We start from the raw sequence: 1,203 nt of genomic DNA on the forward strand, positions 1-1,203 counted from the left end.
GTCTCCTTATATCTTTCGAATAGTTCAAACTTCATTGGTCGAGGTGCTGCAAAGCACGTCGATCAGTGAACGGGTTGACTCGCCACCGCGCAGCCTGGGTCTCCTGCGAGCCCGAGCTCGAACGACAGCACAGGGCGCGCGGTGGTGGTCTCTTTGTTCTGCTGCATCCCGAATGGTTGATCGAACACATTTCGTATTCATAAGGCTGGGAGCCGGAGAACTGCTATGAGTGAACCTGTGTACGTGGGTATCGATGTCGCCAAGGCCAGCTTCGAGGTGGCCGCCAGTGGCGAGATGCAAACCTTGAGCTTGGGCAACGACGAGGCAGGGCATGCCCAGTTGTGCCAGGTGCTGATACCGCTGGCGCCACGCCTGATCCTGCTGGAGGCCACCGGTGGCCATGAGCGGCTCCTGGCACTGGCGTTGGCTGCGGCCGGCCTGCGCGTATCGGTCATCAACCCGCGCCAGGCACGCGACTTTGCCCGCTGCATGGGCAAGCTGGCCAAGACCGACCAGATCGATGCGCAGGTGTTGTGCGGCTTTGCCGCCCTGCTGGACGCGCAGGGCCATGAGCCCCGTGCGCTGCTCGATGAGCAACAGCGCGAACTCACCGCATTGGTCACACGCCGGCGCCAGTTGGTGGCCATGCTGGTGGCCGAGCGACAGCGCCTTGCGCTGGCCCATCCGAAGGCCAAGGCCAGCATCCTGACCATCATGGACGCGATTGCCGCCCAGCTTCACGACGTGGACGGGCAATTGCACGAGCACGTGCAGGCTCACCACGCCGATCTGGCCAAACTGTTGACCTCCGTCAAGGGCGTAGGGCCAACAACAGCCAGCACCCTGCTGGCGCAGCTGCCTGAGCTGGGGCGCCTCAACCGCAAGCAGATCACCTCGCTGGTGGGCTTGGCACCGATGAACCGCGACTCGGGCACCTTGCGCGGGCAACGCCATATCTTCGGTGGGCGCGCCGACGTGCGTCGCGTGCTCTACGTGGCCGCCTTGGTGGGCACGCGCTTCAATCCCGTGCTCAAGGCCTTCTACGCAAAGCTGCTGGCTGCGGGCAAGCCCAAGAAGGTCGCCCTGGTCGCCTGCATGCACAAGCTGCTGATCATCCTGAACGCCATCGCTCGCACCAAGTCGCCTTGGAGCAATGAGCTCGCAGGGATAGTTTGAGTTAGTCATTCAAGATGGTTGCTGTCT

General features: G+C 62.8%; 1 protein-coding gene. It reads left to right on the forward strand.

Annotated features, from left to right (window positions below):
- Positions 1–225 precede the first annotated feature (225 nt).
- A complete protein-coding gene (locus M2282_RS31015) occupies positions 226–1,176 on the forward strand; it encodes an IS110 family transposase (RefSeq protein ID WP_280812605.1) in 951 nt (316 codons plus the stop codon).
- Positions 1,177–1,203: the final 27 nt, after the last annotated feature.

The organism is Variovorax boronicumulans (genome assembly GCF_029892485.1).
Lineage (GTDB): Bacteria > Pseudomonadota > Gammaproteobacteria > Burkholderiales > Burkholderiaceae_C > Variovorax > Variovorax boronicumulans_B.

What these genes read in the sequence shown, in the direction of transcription:
- M2282_RS31015 (WP_280812605.1), top strand. Translation starts at nt 226, where the DNA reads ATGAGTGAACCTGTGTACGTGGGTATCGATGTCGCCAAGGCCAGCTTC.